We start from the raw sequence: 17,604 nt of genomic DNA, 5'->3' as shown, positions 1-17,604 counted from the left end.
GTGTGAGCGCCACCGACACACGCGTCGCCCCGGCCACCCTGCGCACGGCGACCGGACGTGAGGCCACCCGATGGGTGGTGGCGCACTGCCGCGAGGTGCCGTGGCTGACCGCGGCCACCATGCTCACCACGGTGGCCGGGGCGGCGCTCCAGGTGCTGCCGGTGCTCCTGCTCGGCCGGGTGGTCGACGGGGTGGTCGAGGACGAACCGCGTTCGGTCCTGGTCACCATCGGGGCGTTGATGGCGGTCGCCGCGCTGCTCGGCGCGGCGGCCACCGCCGCGTCGACGTACCTGATCGGCCGGCTGGGCGCGGATCTCCTCGCGCGGCTGCGGGAGGGCGCCGTCCGGGCGGTGCTGGGAATGCCGAGCGCGCGGATCGAACAGGTCGGCCGGGGCGATGTGCTCTCCCGGGTCGGTGACGACGTGGCCGTGGTGTCCAAGGGCATCCGCATGGCCATCCCCACGGTGTTCTCGGCGGGAGTGCTGGTCGTCATCGCCACGGCGGGCATGTTCGGGCTGGACTGGCGGCTGGGGCTGGCGGGCGCCGGCGCGCTGCCCGCGTACGCGCTGGCCCTGCGCTGGTACCTGCCGCGGTCGGCGCCGCTCTACCGGAAGCAGCGTGTGGCCCAGGCCGACCGCGCCCAGGCGTTGATCAGCGGCCTGAACGGGATCGACACGGTCCGGGCGTACCGTCTGGAGGGCGCCTTCCGGGAGAAGGTCACCACCGAGTCCTGGCGGGTGCGGGAACTGGGCATCGAGGTGTTCCGGTTCTTCGGCCGGTTCGTCGGCCGGGAGAACCGCGCCGAGTTCATCGGGCTGGTCCTGATCATCGTGGTCGGGTACGCGCTGCTGGAGTCCGACGCCGCCAGCCTGGGCCAGGTCTCGGCGGCTCCGCTGCTGTTCCACCGGCTGTTCACCCCGCTCGGCTCCATCATGTTCACCTTCGACGAGGCGCAGAAGTCGGGGGCGAGCCTGACCCGGCTGGTCGGGGTGGTGGGGGAGTCCGCGGGGGGCCGGCTGGTGGGCGACGCGGCCGGCCCGCCGGCGGACGCCGGTCCGTTCCCGGTGACGGTCGAGGGGCTGACGTTCAGCTATCCGGACACCGACCGGCCGGTCCTCCGGGACGTCAGCCTGACCATCCCGGCCGGGACGTCACTCGCCCTGGTGGGGGCGACGGGTGCGGGCAAGACGACCCTGGCCGCGCTGATCGCCGGCATCGGGACGCCGCAGGCCGGGTCGGTGCGCGTCGGGTCGACCGACCTGGCCGGCCTGGACGAGGCCGGCGCCCGGGCCCTGGTGAGCATCCTGACGCAGGAGACGCACGTGTTCTCCGGCCCGCTCGCCGACGACCTGCGGCTGGCCGCGCCGGAGGCGACCGACGCCGAGCTGATGGACGCGCTGCGCACGGTCGGCGCCGACGGATGGGTGGCGGCGCTGCCCGAGGGGCCGGCCACCCGGGTCGGCGAGGGCGGGGAGCGCCTGGACGTCACCAAGGTCGCCCAGATCGCCCTGGCCCGGCTGGTGCTGGGCCGGGCGCCGGTGGTGGTGCTCGACGAGTCGACCGCGGAGGCCGGCAGCGAGGGCGCCGCCGAGCTGGAGCGGGCCGTGCGGGCCGCGTGCGCGGGGCGCACCACGTTGTTCGTGGCGCACCGGCTGACCCAGGCGATGGCGGCCGACCGGATCGCCGTGCTGGACGCCGGGCGCGTCGTGGAGCAGGGAACGCACGAGGAGTTGGTCGCCCTGGGCGGCCGGTACGCACGACTGTGGCGGGCCTGGCGAGAGGGCAGTTAGCACCCTGGTTAGGTAACCCTAAATTAGGTTAGGCTAACTTTCGGATCTTGGAAGGGACGCTGAGTCTTCGATGATGGAACCGAGCGCTCGTCTCGTACTGCTTTCTCCCGCGCGCCTGGCCGAAGTGCGCCGGCGGACCGGTGACCGTTCCGACCGGACCATCGCCCGAGCCTGCGCCATCGGGCTGTCGTACTGGGCGACGGGCCGGAGCCCCGACGGCATCGACCTCACCCCCGGCACGCTCTTCGCCGAGGTACTCGGATGGGTCGACAACGGCGGTGCCGGACCGGACGGCTGGGGGGTCACGGAGGACGGCCACGGCATCGCCGTCCCGGAGGGCGTCGTGCTCGCGGACGCGCAGCTCGCGCTGGAGGACCTGGCCGACTTCCCCGACCGGCCCCTCGGCACCATCGGCCCGTCCAGCGTGGCGGCGAGGCTCGGCGCCCTGGCCGAGTGGAACGACACCGCGGCCGACCGGCTCCGCCCGACCGTCGTGGAGATGTTCCGCGAACAGGCGCGGGCCAGGCCGGACGCGGTCGCCATCGTCGACGAACGACGGTCGCTGACCTACCGTGAGGCGGCCGAGCTTTCCAGCCAGCTGGCCCACCACCTGCTCGCCCGCCGACTCACCCCCGAGCAGGTCGTCGGCATCTCGCTGGACCGCTCCGCCGAGATGGTCATCGGCCTGCTCGGTGTGCTCCAGGCCGGGTGCGCCTTCGTGCCGCTCGACCCGCAGTGGCCCGCCCAGCGCCGAGCCGTCGTCATCGAGGACGCCCGGGTCGTCCTGCAACTCAACGGCTCCGGCGAGCACGCCCCCGGCGAACCGGAAGCCGCGGCCGTCGACCTCGACGCCTGGCGGTACGGCGGCCACCCGGCCGGCGGGACCGATGTCACCGTCCTCGGCGCCGCACTGGCCTACGTGATCTTCACCTCCGGATCGACCGGGCGGCCCAAGGGCGCGATGATCCGGCACGAGGCCATCAGCGAGCGCCTGCTGTGGCAGGTGAACGAGATCCTCGGATTCGGCACCGACGACGCGTCACTGTTCAAGGCACCGCTGTCCTTCGACATCTCCATCAACGAGATCTTCCTGCCGCTGGTGTGCGGCGGCAGACTGGTGGTCCTGCGGCCCGGCGGCGAACGCGACCCGCACCACCTGCTCGGCGTGATCGCCGAGCAGCGCGTCACCTTCACCTACCTGGTGTCGTCCATGCTGGACGTGCTGCTGGAGATGGCCGGCGACTCGGACCGCCTGGACAGCCTGCGGCACGTGTGGTGCGGCGGCGAGGTGCTCACCCCGGAACTCTACGAGCGCTTCCGCACCCGACTCGACATCCCCATGTACCACGGCTACGGCCCGGCCGAGACGACGATCGGCGTCTCGCACGTCGTCTACCGGGGCGCCGCGGAACGCCTGTCGACCTCGATCGGCAGGGCCAACCCCAACACCCGGCTGTATGTACTCGACGACGAGCTGCGGCCGGTCCCGGTGGGAGTCGGCGGCGAGCTGTACGTGGGCGGGTTCCTGCTGGGCCGCGGGTACGTGGGCGCGCCCGGCCTGACCGCGTCCCGGTTCGTCGCGGACCCGTTCGCCGCGGACGGCTCCCGGCTCTACCGGACCGGTGACCTCGCCCGGTACACCCCGGACGGATCACTGGACTTCCTCGGCCGGGCCGACAACCAGATCAAGATCCGCGGCATGCGGCTGGAGATCGAGGACGTCGAGGCCGGCCTCGCCGAACACCCCGCCGTACGGCACAGCTGCGTCGTCGCGAAGAAGAACACGGCCGGCGGCACCTACCTCGTGGGATACGTGATCCCGGCCGCCGGGCACGAGGACCTGCGGGCGGACCAGGTCAGGTCCTGGGCCGCCGAGCACATGGTCGAGTACATGGTGCCCGCCCACATCGTCGTGCTGCCGGAGTTCCCGCTCACCGCGAACGGCAAGCTCGACCGGCGCGCTCTGCCGGAACCCGAGCTCCGGGCGGGCACCTCCGCCCCGCCCACCACCGAGAACGAGCGCCTGGTGTGCGCGGCGGTCGCCGCGGTGCTGCGGCTCGACGAGGTCGGCGTCGACCAGGACTTCTTCCAGCTCGGCGGAGACAGCATCCTGTCGATCTCCCTGCTGAGCGCGCTGCGCGACGCGGGCCTCTTCGTCACGGTCCGGCAGATCTTCACCCACAGCGTGGTGGGGGCACTGGCCGCGGTGGCGAGCCGCGAAGAGGTGTCGGCCGTGGACCACGGCGACGTGCCGACCGGACCGGTCGCCGGATCGCCCATCGTGCAGTGGCTCGGTGAGACCACGGACGCCGTCGACGGCTTCGTGCAGTCGGTGGTGCTGAACACCCCAGCGGACCTGACCGCCGAGGCGCTCGACGCGATCCTCGCCGCGGTCGTCGAACGGCACGACATGCTGCGCGCCAGGCTGGTGCGTGGTGACCGCTGGAGCTTCGACATCCCGCCGACGGGCCCGGCCGCCGCGGTGTGGCAGGCCGACGACCGGCCGGTCGAGGAGTGCGTCGCGCTCGCCACCGGCGCGCTGGACCCGGACAACGGCGCGATGCTGCGCGCCGTCTGGCGCCGCGCGGAACGGCAGCTGGTCCTGGTGGCCCACCATGTGGTGGTCGACGGCGTGTCCTGGCGGGTCCTGATGGAGGACCTGGCCACGGCATGGCGGCAGATCACCTCGGGCGCGACGATCGAACTGCCGCCGGTGGGCACCTCGTTCCGGCGCTGGACCCAGCTGCTGCAGAGCACGGCGTTCGACGCGGACCGCGCCTACTACCAGCGAGACCTGCCGGGCACGGACGGGCCGCTGGGCAGGCGCGCGCTGCTCCCGGCCGACACCGTGGCCCGGGAGCGGGTGCGCACCCTCACCGTCGGCCCCGGGATCACCGCGGCGCTCCTCGGCGAGATACCCGCGAAGTTCCACGCGCGCGTCAACGACGTGCTGCTGACCGCCCTCGCCGTCACCCTCGCCCGGTGGCGCCGGGACCTCGGGCAGGACCAGACGTTCGCCCACATCGAACTCGAAGGCCATGGCCGCGAAGGGCGGTTCGTGGCGGACGCCGCGGGCTTCGAACCGGAACTGAGCCGGACCGTGGGGTGGTTCACCACCCTGTTCCCGGTGACCGTCGACCCCGGCGCCGCGGCCGACCCCACCGCACCCGGGTACCTGGCCGCCGCGCTCAAGGCGGTCAAGGAAGACCTCGCCCGGGTACCCGGCAACGGCGTCTCCTACGGCGCCCTGCGCTACCTGCGCGACGCCACGTTCGACGCCCCCGCACCGCAGGTGCTCTTCAACTACCTGGGCCGCTTCGACGCCGGCGCCGCCGGCGACTGGCAGCTCGCCGGCACCACGGGCCAGCTGGGCGAGAAGCGCGACCCGAGGATGCGCCTGCCGCGCCCCCTGGAGTTCAACGCGATCGCCGAACCCGCCCCGACCGGCGAGTACGAACTGGTCACCACCATCTCCTGGCCTGACGGGGTGTTCACCGACCAGGACATCGCCACCCTCGCCGAGTACTACCGGGAGGCCCTGGCCGGACTCGCCGCGCTCGACCGGGGCGGCCACTCGCCCAGCGACTTCGACCTGGTCGCCCTCACCCAGGCCGACGTCGACACCCTGGACGGCCCGGCGCTGCGGGACATCCTGCCGCTGACCCCGCTCCAGGAGGGCCTGTACTTCCACTCGGTCTTCGACGACGACTCCGCGGGCGCCTACGTCGAGCAGCAGCTGCTGACGCTGGACGGAGCGGTGGACGCCGAGCGGCTCGCGACCGCGGCCACCCGGCTGCTCACGCTGTACCCGAACCTGGCCGCCCGGTTCACGGCTCTCGCCGACGGACGGGTGGTCTCGGTGCTGGAGAACGGGGTCGAGGCGCCCTTCACCACACTGGACCGCCCCGGCATCACCGACGCCGAGATCCGCGACCACGCCGAGCGGGACCGCCGCGCCGGGTTCGACCTCGCCACCGGCCCGCTGATGCGCTACACCCTCATCCGCGCGGGTTCCGGCCGGAACGTCCTGGTGCAGACCGTGCACCACATCATCGCCGACGGCTGGTCGGTGCCGCCGATGCTGCGCGCGCTGCTGGCCGAGTACCACACGCCGGGCAGCACCTACCCGGTCGGCGGCTTCCCCGACTACGTGCGCCGGCTCGCCGCCCGGGACGACGACGAGAGCGACCGGGTGTGGCGCGACCAGCTCGCCGGGCTGCCCGGCCCCTCGCTGGTCGCCGAGGGACACACCCCCTCCGACCGGTTCGCCGACACCGCCGTGGAACCGGGGCGGGACGTCGACGCGGCGGCACGGTCGGCCGGCGTGCCACTGAGCGTGGCCGTGCACAGCGCCTGGGCGGTGACGCTGGGCGGCATCCTGCACGGCGCCGACGTGGTGTTCGGGTCCACGGTGTCCGGGCGCGACGCCGACGTGCCCGGCATCGAGGACATGGTGGGGCTGTTCATCAACACCGTCCCGGTGCGCGCCCGGTGGACCGGATCCACCACCGCCCGCGACCTGCTCGCCTCGGTGCGCGAGCACCAGAGCGCGGTGCTGCCGCACCAGCACGTCTCGCTGGCGCGGATCGGCCGGCAGGCGGGCGCCGGCCCGCTGTTCGACACCCTGGTGGTGTTCGACGTCGCGACCGACGTGGCGGCTCTGCGCCGGCCCGGCGACACGCTCGCCATCACCGGGATCGTGAACGAAGGGGCCCCGCACTACCCGCTGACGCTGGTGGTGGAACGCGCACTCGACGGCCGTCCCCGCTTCAACCTGGTCTACGACGGCGAGCTGCTGCGGGAGGCGGGCGCCCGGACGATCCTGCGCACCTTCACCCGGGTTCTGACGGACCTGCTCGCCCGGCCGGACGCACTCGTCGACGACCTGGCAGCCGGCGGCACCCGGCGCCCCGCGCCCCGCGGGGTCCCCGCGGCCGGCCCGGCCGGGGCCGGCGGCACCCCGGGGACCCTGGGCGAGATGTTCGACGCCGCCGCGGGCCGGGACCCGGCCGCCACCGCCGTCACCCAGTGCGGCCTCGACGGAGCCGCCCGGTCGCTGACCTACGGCGAACTGGCGGCCGCGAAGAACGCGCTGGCCGCGTCGCTGCGCGCGGCCGGAGTCGGGCCGGGCCGGCGGGTCGCGGTGGCCGTGCCGCGCTCCGTCGAGCAGATCGTCGCCCTGGTCGCGGTCGTCTCCGCGGGCGGCGCGTACGTGCCGCTGGACCTGGCGTACCCGGACGAACGGCTGGAGTACGTCCTCGCCGACGCCGCTCCGCAGGTCGTGCTCGTCGCCCCCGGGGAACGGGACCGCTTCACCGGCCTGCTGGCCCGGGCGGGCGTGCCGGCCCGGGTCCTCGTCCAGGGGGAGGAGCAGCCGCCGGCCACCACCGGGTCCGGCGCCGGACCCGGCCCGCAGGACCCCGCGTACGTGATCTACACCTCCGGATCGACCGGCAGGCCCAAGGGCGTCGTCGTGCCGCACGCGAGCGTGCTGGCCCTGCTCGGGAACACCGGCCCCGCCATGGCCTTCGGCCCGCACGACGTGTGGGTGCAGTTCCACTCCTACTCCTTCGACTTCGCGGTCTGGGAGCTGTGGGGAGCGCTGGCGCACGGCGGCGAGCTGCTGGTGCCGGAGTACGCGCTGACCCGCTCCCCGGTCGACTTCCACCGGCTGGTCCGCGAACGCGGAGTGACCGTGCTCAACCAGACCCCGTCGGCGTTCTACCAGTTCATCGAGGCCGACCGGCACGCGGACGAACCGCTCCCCGCGCTGCGCCGGATCGTCTTCGGCGGCGAAGCGCTGGACCTGGGGCGGCTGCGCGGCTGGGTCGAGCGGCACGGCACCGGCTCGCCCGAGCTGGTCAACATGTACGGCATCACCGAGACCACCGTCCACGTCACCCACCGGGTGCTGACCGAGGAGGACTTCGCCCGCGGCACCGACGCCAGCCCCATCGGCGGTCCGATCCCCGGCCTGGTCACCTATCTGCTCGACGACCGGCTGCGGCCGGTGCCGCCGGGCCGGGTCGGCGCCATCTACGTCGCCGGCGACCAGGTGTCACTCGGCTACCTGGGCAGGCCCGGACTCACCGCGGGCCGGTTCGTGGCCGACCCGTTCGCGGGCGACGGCTCCCGTATGTACCACACCGGCGACCTCGCCCGCCGCACGCTCGACGGCGAGCTGCGGTTCATCGGACGCGCCGACGACCAGGTGCAGCTCAAGGGCTTCCGCATCGAACTCGGTGAGGTGGAGTCCGCGATCCGGGACGTCGACGGCGTGGTCGACGCGGCGGTCACCGTCGCGGACAGCGGCGACCACCTGGTCGCGCACCTGGTCGGCCGGGTGCCCGCCGACCTCCCCGGCCTGCTCTCCGCGAAGCTGCCCGGGCACATGGTGCCCGGCCGGGTGCTGCCGGTCGACGCGCTGCCGCTGACGGTCAACGGCAAGCTGGACCGGAAGGCCCTGACCGAGCGGGCCGCCCAGCAGGGCATCCCGGCGGCACCCGGCGGCACCCCGCCGGCCGCGACCGGGTCCGCGCTCGCCGCGCTGGTCGGCATCTTCGCCGGGACGCTGCCCGGCTCCGCGGTGGACGGGGACACCGACTTCTTCCGGGCCGGCGGCGACAGCATCGTCGCCATCACCGTGATCAACCGGGCCAGGGCGCTCGGCCTGCCCATCGCACCCCGGGACGTGTTCCTGTTCCGGACACCGCGCGCGCTCGCCGAACACCTGGCGGCGCGCCCCGCGCAGGCCCCCGCCCCGGCACCGGCGCACCGCGAGGACGGCCCGCTGCCGCCCACCCCGATCATCCTGCGCCAGCGGGAACTGGGCGGCTCCCTCCACCGGTTCGCCCAGGCCAGGACGGTGACCGCGGCCGAGGGCAGCGGGCTCGCCGACGCCCGCCGGGCCGCGAACGCCGTCGTGGCCGCGCACCCGGCGCTCCGGCTGCGGCTGCGGGTCGAGCACGGCGTCTGGACCCTGCGCACCCGACCCGCCGGCGAGGTCACCGTCGAGACGACGGCGGCCGCCGACGCGACGGCCGCGGCGAACGAGGCCGCCGGACGGCTCGACCCCGAGGCCGGGGACGTCATCGCGTTCTCATGGCTGGAGGCGAGCCGCACCCTGGTGGTCACAGCGCACCACCTCGCCGTCGACTCGGTGTCCTGGCTGGTCCTGCTCGACGACCTGGCCACCGCCATGCGCGGGGACGCCCTGCCGCCGCCGACCACGTCCTACGCCGAGTACGCCGAGGCCCTGGCGTGCCGGTCCGCCGAGGCGGTCGGCGACCTCGGGCACTGGATCACCACCCTCCAGGCGCCCGCGCTGCTGCCCGGGACCGCGGGGCGGCCCGCCGTCGCGGGGCGGCGGGAGACCACCGTCGTCCTGCCGCCCGAGGCGAGCGACCGCCTGACGCGTACCGCGCCCGCCACGCTCGGCGTGGGCCTCACCGAGCTGCTGTGCGGTGCGCTGCGCTGCGCACTGACACGGATCCAGCCCGCCCCCACCGACCTCGCGATCGAACTGGAGCGGCACGGCCGGATCCCGGCCCGGGAACACCACGACTACACGCGCACCGTCGGCTGGTTCACGGCCATCGCGCCGGTCCGGCTCACGGCGCACACCGACCCCGTCGCGGCGGCACGGGAGGTCGCCGAACGCCAGCCGGACGAGCGGGCGCACGCCGCCTACGGCCGGCTGCGGTACCTCGACCCGCAGACCGCCCCGCTGCTGACCGCCCGGCCGCAGGTGCTCTTCAACTACCTCGGCCGGGGCGACGAGTCGCAGGTCCCGCACATCACCGGCGGCGACCCGGGCAGCCCGTACGCCGTCGAGGTCAACGCGTGGACCGACGCGGCCACCGGCAGCCTGCACGCCGCCTTCACCCTCGCCGACGGCATCCCCGACGAGATCACCGAGCACTGGCGAAGCGCGCTGGAAGCCGTCGCGGACGCCGCCGCGACGGCCGAGCGCACGGCACCGGTCACCCCGCTCCAGCGCGGCCTGTTCTTCCAGGCCCAGCTGGCGGGCCCGGCCGGACACTACGTCGCGCAGAGCTGGTTCACCTTCGACCGGCGCCTGGACACCGACGCGCTGGCCGAGGCGATGGCCCACGTGATCGCGCGGCACCCGGTGGTCGGTGCGGGTTTCGCCACCGACGACGACGGCAACCCGGTCCAGGTGCTCAAGGCGGGCCGGCGGGTCGCCGTCCGCACCGTCGAACTCACGGCGGAAGCGGACGTGGACGCCCTGCGGGCCCGCGACCGGGACACCGGCTTCGACCCCGGCGAGCCGCCGCTGATCCGGCTGACCGCGGTCCGCCTGCCCGGCGGCCGGGACGGTCTGCTGCTCAGCTATCACCTGCTGCTGTGGGACGGCTGGTCCCGCGAGATCGTGCTGCGGGACCTGTTCGAGGCCTACGAGGCCGTCCTCGCGGGCGAACCGCTCGACCCGGCCCCGGCGACGCCGAGCTTCGAGGACCACGCCCGGGCGCTCGCGGCCCAGGACCCCGCCGGGGCGGAACGCTTCTGGGCGGATCACCTGGCCGGCCTGACCGGCCCCACGCTGCTCGCCGGACCGGCACCGGCCCTCACCGACGACCTGCCGCGCGCCCTCGTGCACACACTCACCGCCGAGCAGTCGGACCTGCTGCGGGACGCGGCCAAGGCGCACGGCGTCACCCTGAACTCGGTCCTCACCGGCGCGTTCGGGCTGCTGCTCGGCGCGCACACCGGCCGCGGCGACGCCGTGTTCGGCGTGACCGTCTCCGGCCGCGACGGCGAGGACCGGTCCGGCATCGTCGGCGTGCTGCTCAACACCGTGCCCATGTGGACGCGGGCCCGGCCGGACGACACCGTCCGCGACTACCTCGCCGCGGTACAGGCGGCCCGGGTCGAGGCGATGGAGCACGAGCACCTGGGGCTCGGCGAGATCCAGCGGGCCAGCGGGCACGACACCCTGTTCGACAACCTGTTCGTGCTCCAGAACTTCCTGGACCTGGACGCGTTCGCCGAGATGAACGCCCGGCACGGCATCACCTCGGTGCGCGCCGACGACTCCACCCACTACCCGTTCACCTGGGTGGTGACGCCCGGCGACCGGCTCACGGTCAAGCTGGAGTACCGCGACGACGACACCGGCAACGCCCGCCGGCTCCTCGACGACTACCTGCGCGTCCTCGACGACCTGGCCCGCCGGACCGGTCCGGTCGGCGCGCTGCCCGGCCTCGGACGAACGCCCGAGCCCGCCGAGCGCACCGGCATCGGCACGGACACCGTCGTCGACCGGTTCGACCAGGCGGCCGACCGCGACCCGCGGCGGACGGCCCTGGTCGCCCACGGAGCGACCATGACGTTCGCCGAACTCCGCGACCGCAGCCGCGCGGTGGCGGGAGTGCTCGCCGCGCGCGGCATCGGCCCCGAGACCACGGTGGGCCTCGCGATACCGCGCTCGCCGGACTCCATCGTGGCGCTGTTCGCGGTGCTGCGCGTCGGCGCCGCCTACGTACCGTTGGAGCTGGACCACCCGGACGAGCGGATCGCCGCGATCGTCGCGGACGCCCGCCCGGAGGTCACCCTCACCGTGAGCGCGGTGTCGCCCCGGCTGACCGCCCTCACCGGCGACCTGATCGAGCTGGACCGCCCGCTGCCCGAGGCCGAGCCGTACCGGACGTTCGCGCCGGACGACCCGGACCGCCTGCGGCACCCCGCGTACACCATCTACACCTCCGGCTCGACCGGGAAGCCCAAGGGCGTGGTGACCGAGTACGCCGGACTCACCAACATGCTGATCAACCACCAGCGCCGGATCTTCGAACCGGTGCTGGCCGAGCACGGCCACCGGGTCTTCCGGATCGCGCACACCGTGTCGTTCGCGTTCGACATGTCGTGGGAGGAGCTGCTGTGGCTCGCCGACGGACACGAGGTGCACATCTGCGACGAGGAACTGCGCCGCGACGCGCCCCGCTTGACCGAGTACTGCCTGGAGCACGGGATCGACGTCGTCAACGTGACACCGACCTACGCGCAGCAACTGGTCGCCGAGGGTCTGCTGGACGACCCGGACCGGCGGCCGGCGCTGGTCCTGCTGGGCGGTGAGGCCGTCACCCCGACGCTGTGGCAGCGGCTCGCCGAGACCGAGGGGACGGTCGGCTACAACCTGTACGGTCCCACCGAGTACACCATCAACACCCTCGGCGTCGGCACCTTCGAATGCCAGGACCCGGTGGTGGGCGTGGCGATCGACAACACCGACGTGTACGTGCTGGACCCATGGCTGCGCCCGCTGCCGGACGGAGTCCCCGGAGAGCTGTACGTGTCGGGCATCGGCATCGCGCGCGGCTACCTCGGCCAGCCCGGCCAGACCGCGCACCGGTTCGTCGCCTGCCCGTTCGGCGCCCCCGGCGAGCGCATGTACCGCACCGGTGACCTGGTCCTCCGGCGGCCCGACGGGAACCTGATGTACCTGGGCCGCACCGACCAGCAGGTCAAGATCCGCGGACACCGGGTGGAACCGGGCGAGGTCGAGGCGGCGTTCGCGGCGCACCCGGCGGTGCGGTTCGCCGCCGCGGTCGCCCAGCCCGACCCGCAGGTCGACGGGGCCTACCGGCTGGCCGCCTACCTCGTGCTGGACGGCTCCGACCTCGCGGCGGTCGCCGCCGAGGTGGGGGCCGGACTGCCGGACTTCCTGCGGCCGACGCACTACGCCCAGGTCGACGGCATCCCGCTCACGGTGAACGGGAAGGCTGACACGAAGGCGTTGCCGGAGGCCAGGCCGCTCGGCGCGCTGACCACGGCGGGAGAGCGAGGGCCGGAGACCGGGACCGAGACCGTGGTCTGCGAGTTCTTCGCCGAAGCACTGGACCTGGACGACGACGAGGTGAGCGCGGTGAGCGACTTCGTGTCCCTCGGAGGACACTCCATGCTGGCGGTACGGCTCATCGGACTGCTCCGCCGCGAGTACGGTCCGGTGATCACCATCCGTGACCTGTTCACCCTGCGAACCCCGGAAGCGATTGCCCGCCACCTCGATGACAACTCCTGACACGCAGCGGCCCCGCCCGGGGTCCGACATCCTGAGGACCGCACTGCGCCGCAACGTCGGCGCCATGACCTGGGGCACCGTCCTCATGGGCATGTACCAGGCGGGTGAGACCGCCTTCCCCATCGCGCTGGGCCTGATCGTGGAGCACACGATGCGGGACCGGAGCCTCGGCGCGCTCGCCCTGTCGATCGGCGCGCTCGCCGTGATCATCACGACCGTCTCGCTGTCGTGGCGGTTCGGGATGCGCATCCTGCAGAAGGCCAACACCACCGAGGCGCACCGCTGGCGGGTGCGGGTGGCGGCCTGCGGACTCCAGCCGGTGGCCAGGGACACCGACCTGAAGTCCGGCGAGGTGCTGACCATCGCCACCGAGGACGCCGACCAGACCGCCGACATCATCGAGGTGGTGCCGCTGCTGATCAGCTCGCTGGTCGCGGTGGTGGTCGCGGCGGTCGCGCTGGGCCTGGCCGACGTCCGGCTCGGCCTGCTGGTGATCGTGGGCACCGTCGCGATCCTGTCGATCCTGAGCGTGCTGTCCAAACGGATCGGCGCCGGCACCCGCGAACAGCAGGCCCGGGTGGCGCGGGCCGGCGCGAAGGTCGCCGACCTGATCACCGGTCTGCGCCCGCTGCACGGTTTCGGCGGCAACCACGCGGCTTTCGGGTCCTACCGGAAGGTCAGCACCGAGGCGAAGCAGCAGGCGATCACCGTCGCCCGGGTGAACGGCGCCTACACGGGCGCCGCGCTCGCGCTCAACGCGATCCTCGCCGCCGCCGTGACCCTGACGGCGGGCTGGCTGGCGTTCGACGACCAGATCACCATCGGGGAACTGGTCATGGCGGTGGGACTGGCGCAGTTCATCATGGAACCGCTGAAACTGTTCTCGGAGATGCCGAAGTACGTGATGATCGCCCGCGCCTCCGCCGAGCGGATGGCGCTGGTGCTGGCCGCACCGCCGGTGACCACCCCGGGGCCGGAACGCCCGGCCCCGGGCGGCGACCTGGAGGTCGACTGCGTCCGGCACGGCTCCCTGCGCAAGCTGAAGTTCCAGGTGTCCGCCGGCGAGTTCGTGGCGATCGCCGCCTACCAGGCGCGCGCGGCGGCCGACCTCGCGTCGGTCCTGGCCGTGAACGTCCCGCCGGAGGACTACGACGGGGTGGTGCGGATCAGCGGGCAGGAGCTCGCGGACCTGTCGGTCGAGGCGGTCCGCGAGCACATGCTGGTGAACCCCTACGACGGGGAGATCTTCGCCGGGACCCTCCGCACGAACATCGACCCCTCGGGTACCAGCCGGACGGTCCCCGAGGCCGTCGAGGCGTCCATGCTCACCGATGTCGTCGCTTTGCACCGGGAGGGACTGGACTACGGCGTCCGGGACCGCGGCGCGAACCTCTCCGGAGGGCAGCGCCAACGGCTGTCGCTGGCCCGCGCGCTGGCCGCCGACACCGAGGTCCTGGTCCTCCACGACCCGACCACCGCGGTCGACGCGGTCACCGAGCAGCTCATCGCGCGCAACGTCGCGGCGCTGCGCCGGGGCCGCACCACCCTCGTCATCACCAGCAGCCCGGCCCTGCTGGACGCCGCCGACCGGGTCCTCGTCCTGGACGACGGCGTCATCACCGCCGAGGACACCCACCGGAACCTCCTCGCCACCGACGAGGCCTACTGCCGCGCGGTGGCCCGGTGACCCGTCAGCCGAGCGCCCAGGCGACATCCCGGAGCAGGGCCTGCCGCCAGCCCGCCCGGTCGTGGCCGGACGCCGACCGGGAGACCCGCACGGTCGCGCCGGCCCGTCCGGCCAGGGACTCGGCCAGCTCGCAGTGCGGGAGCATCCGCCGTTCGTGTTCCCCGACGTCGAACGCGATCCGCAGGCCGGACAGGTCGGGGCCCTCCCGCAGGCGCGCGGCGACGGTCCCGCCGACCGGGCCGCCCAGCGGGTCCGCCAGGTCCGTGGCGCCGGGCGCCCACCAGAACGACGGCGACTGAACGGCGACCCGGGACACCAGGTCCGGGAACTCGAGCGCGGCGTACATCGCACTGAGCCCGCCGAGACTCTGCCCGGCGACCACCAGGCGTTCCGGGTCGGCGGGGACGCCGGATTCCACCACCAGCGGCAGCAGTTCGTCCCGCACCGCCTCCCACAGCTCGGGCCGGCAGGTGAACTCGGCCTCCCGGTCCCCGGCCGGGAGGAACACGAGGGTGGCGGCGGGCATCACGCCGTCGGCGGCCGCCGAGTCGAACGCGGCCATGGCCGGGTGCAGGTAGAGCCAGTCGTCCCCGTCGAGCAGCAGCACCACCGGACCGCCGCCGGCCACCGGGTGGACCCGCACGGTGCGCCGCCCGCCGAGCCGTTCACCGGCCCAGCGCAGCCGGGTGTGCGGGACCGGCAGCACGTCGTCGGCGCCGATGGCGGGCCAGTGAGGCTGGGCCGGGGCGTCCGGGGTCGCGGCGATGGACCGGTCACCACCGGCCCCCACCGGGTTGAACGGGTCGGCGTACGCCGCGTCGTGCGCCAGGAACCGGTAGGTCACCCGCAGCCGGGCCGGCATCCGGACCTCGGCGTACCAGCAGTCCGTGGCCTGCCACCGGCGCAGCGGGACCGGTCCCGACCAGCTCTCGAAGTCGATGCTCGCCTCCGGCCCGCGCCACAGGAACAGGGTCCGCCAGCCGCCGTCGGCGGCCGGTATGGACACCGGTGCCCGTACCGCCGCCCAGAACTCGCCGGTGCCGGGTTCGCCGGGCAGTCCGAACGCCGCGAAGGGGGTCTCCGGGCCGGCCGGGCGGCCGGGGACGGGGCCGGTCACGGCCGGCCGCCGAGAACGCCGCGCACGGCCGGGCCGGAACCGGTGCCGGGTGCGCGGACCCGTGAACCGGGCGCGCGGCGCCCTGCTGTCTGGTGACCGAACGTCAGGCGGCGCATGCACGTCTCCTTGTGACGGGGAACGGGGAAGGACTAGGCTCGTTCACGCTTAGGTGAGCCTAACCTCATCATGGCACTCGCTTCCATGGTGACCACCTCGCGACGGGGCGGCCCCGGTGCCGGTGCCGGGTACCAGGCCGGTACGCCCGCCGACCGGGCTCCCGACCCGGCCGCGCCAGGCGGCCGACCCGCTCCCGACCGTGCCGCGACCCTCCGAGGGGACATCGCCGATGCTCTGCGCCAGACTCACCAACGCCCGCTTCCTGACCATGGACGCCCACCACCCCGTCGCCCACGACCTGGGCATCTGGCAGGGCCGGATCGTCGGCCTCGACGACGCCGTGACCTCCCTGCCCGCCCGCCGGGTGATCGACCTTCAGGGCGCCACCGTGCTGCCCGGGTTCATCGACGCCCATGTGCACCTGGCCTGGACCGGCTTCAAGGAGGACACCCCGAGCATCGCGGGCCGCACCCGGATCGACGAGGTGCTCGCCGCCGTGGCGGAGGTGGTGCGCGGGGCCCGGCCCGGATCCTGGGTGAGCATCGCCGGCTACGACCAGCGCGTCCTGGGCCGCCATCTGACCGCAGCCGAACTGGACGGCGTCAGCCAGGGGCGCCGGCTGTACCTGATGCACGAGTCCGGGCACGGCTGCGTCGTGAACTCCGCCGTGCTCGACCTGCTGCCCGCGGACACCCCGCACGACCGGGGCTTCCTCGCCGAGGGCGCCATGGGGGCCGCCCGCGCGCTGCGCCTGCCGTACTCCCAGGAGGAACTGGCCGAGGCGATCGGACGCGCCGCCCGCACCTGTCTGGCCGAAGGGGTCACCGCCTGCGCCGAGGCGGGTATCGGCGGCACGCTCTTCGGCCACAGCCCCGTCGAACTCGGCGCCTACCAACTCGCGCGGGACAACGGCCGACTGCCGCTGCGGGTACAGCTCATGGTGTCCGCGGACCGGCTGCGCCCGGTCACCGCCCACCGGGCCGACGGCATCCCCCGCGCCCTCGACCTCGGCCTGCGCACCGGGTTCGGCGACGGCCGGCTCTCGGTGGGCGCACTGAAGATCTACACCGACGGCGGCATGATGGCCCGCACCGCCGCCCTGAGCCGCCCCTACCAGGGACTGGACCACTCGGGGCAACTGCAGGACGATCCGGAGACCCTCGCGGACACCATCGTGGCCGGTCACCTCGCCGGGTGGCAGCTCGCCGTCCACGCGATCGGCGACCGGGCGGCCGACGTCGCCCTGGACGCCCTGGAGCGGGCCCAGCGCCTCCGGCCGCGCCCCGGGGCCCGGCACCGGATCGAGCACGCCGGCCTGATCCGCCCCGACCAGCTCCCGCGGTTCGCGCGGCTCGGCGTCAGCGCGGTGGTGCAGCCCAACTTCCTGCGTCACTTCGGCGACGACTACGCGGAGATCATGGGCGCGGAGCGGGCTCCGTGGCTCTACCGCGGCAGGGCGTTCCTGGACCACGGCATCCCCCTCGTCGGCAGCTCCGACCGCCCCGTCGCCGACGGCTCCCCGCTGCGGGCCGTCCAGTTCATGGTCGAGCGCGCTTCCGCGTCCGGCCGCTCGATCGGACCGGACGAGGCCGTCACCGTCGAGGAGGCCCTGCGCGCCTACACCGTCGCCGGCGCCTTCGCCTGCCACTGGGAGGACGACCTGGGCAGCCTCACCCCGGGCAAGTACGCCGACCTCGTCGTACTCGGCGACGACCCGCGGCGTGTCGACCCCTCGCGCATCGGCGACATCGAGGTGGTGGCGACGTACGTCGACGGCCGCGAGACCGGCCGGCCGGCGCCCTGAACGGCGGTCAGACGGGGCCCGGGGCAGGCGTGGGGGAGTCGCCGTCGC

At 74.1% G+C, this 17,604-nt stretch carries 5 protein-coding genes; 4 read left to right on the top strand and 1 reads right to left on the bottom strand.

What is annotated here, in order from left to right; translation table 11 throughout:
- The first annotated feature begins 2 nt into the window (after window positions 1-2).
- The 3 genes from ACH4B3_RS22000 (at window position 3) to ACH4B3_RS21990 (ending at window position 14,518) form a co-directional block, all read left to right on the top strand.
- Window positions 3-1,790 carry an ABC transporter ATP-binding protein gene (locus ACH4B3_RS22000; RefSeq protein WP_398465112.1) on the top strand — a complete coding sequence of 596 codons (1,788 nt, stop codon included), beginning with the start codon at window positions 3-5 and terminating at the stop codon, window positions 1,788-1,790.
- Between the two features lie 70 nt (window positions 1,791-1,860).
- Window positions 1,861-12,831, top strand: coding sequence for an amino acid adenylation domain-containing protein (locus ACH4B3_RS21995; protein ID WP_398465110.1), 10,971 nt, complete (start codon window positions 1,861-1,863; stop codon window positions 12,829-12,831).
- The gene (locus ACH4B3_RS21990; protein WP_398465108.1) at window positions 12,818-14,518 is read left to right on the top strand and encodes an ABC transporter ATP-binding protein; all 1,701 of its coding nucleotides are present in this window, start codon (window positions 12,818-12,820) and stop codon (window positions 14,516-14,518) included. Before ACH4B3_RS21995 ends, ACH4B3_RS21990 begins: the two co-directional genes overlap by 14 nt.
- A gap of 4 nt (window positions 14,519-14,522) precedes the next feature.
- Here ACH4B3_RS21990 and ACH4B3_RS21985 read toward each other — a convergent pair whose 3' ends face one another.
- Window positions 14,523-15,635, bottom strand: a complete 1,113-nt coding sequence (locus ACH4B3_RS21985; protein WP_398465106.1) for an alpha/beta hydrolase-fold protein — start codon at window positions 15,633-15,635, stop codon at window positions 14,523-14,525.
- Between the two features lie 346 nt (window positions 15,636-15,981).
- On the opposite strand from ACH4B3_RS21985, the gene ACH4B3_RS21980 reads away from it, so the two are divergent.
- Entirely contained in the window at window positions 15,982-17,556 is a 1,575-nt protein-coding gene (locus tag ACH4B3_RS21980; RefSeq protein WP_398465104.1) for an amidohydrolase, read from the top strand.
- Window positions 17,557-17,604 lie beyond the last annotated feature (48 nt).

Source organism: Streptomyces sp. NPDC018031 (assembly GCF_044327625.1).
Lineage (GTDB): Bacteria > Actinomycetota > Actinomycetes > Streptomycetales > Streptomycetaceae > Streptomyces.
This window is presented reverse-complemented; position numbering and strand designations above follow the sequence as displayed.